The 255-nt window shown below is 38.0% G+C and carries 1 protein-coding gene; it reads left to right on the top strand.

Annotated features, from left to right (window positions below; translation table 11 throughout):
* Positions 1-255, top strand: a 255-nt coding sequence (locus ACHRWY_RS27705; RefSeq protein ID WP_395359260.1) for an HlyD family efflux transporter periplasmic adaptor subunit, incomplete at both ends; no start/stop codon positions are given.

The following is a 255-nucleotide window of genomic DNA, read 5'->3' as shown; positions in this document are numbered from 1 at the left end:
AGAGCTTTGTAAGCCAGCAAAAATTAAGCTGGGAAAATCAAAAAAGAGATCTGGAAGACCGTTTGAAAAACCTGAACGGAACGGTTGCCAAAATAAAGGCAGAATCGAATAATTATCTTGTTTTGGCCCCTGTTTCAGGCACCATAGAGAACTATTCAGGCATTCAGAAAGGTTCTTTCATAAATGCATCACAGCCAATAGCTACAATTTCATCAACAGATCAGCTTATTGTAGAATGCAATGTTTCTCCAAATG

This window comes from Flavobacterium sp. FlaQc-48, from assembly GCF_044007335.1.
Classification (GTDB): Bacteria; Bacteroidota; Bacteroidia; order Flavobacteriales; family Flavobacteriaceae; genus Flavobacterium.
Note: the sequence above shows the minus strand (reverse complement) of the source record. Positions and strands in the feature narration are given on the sequence as shown.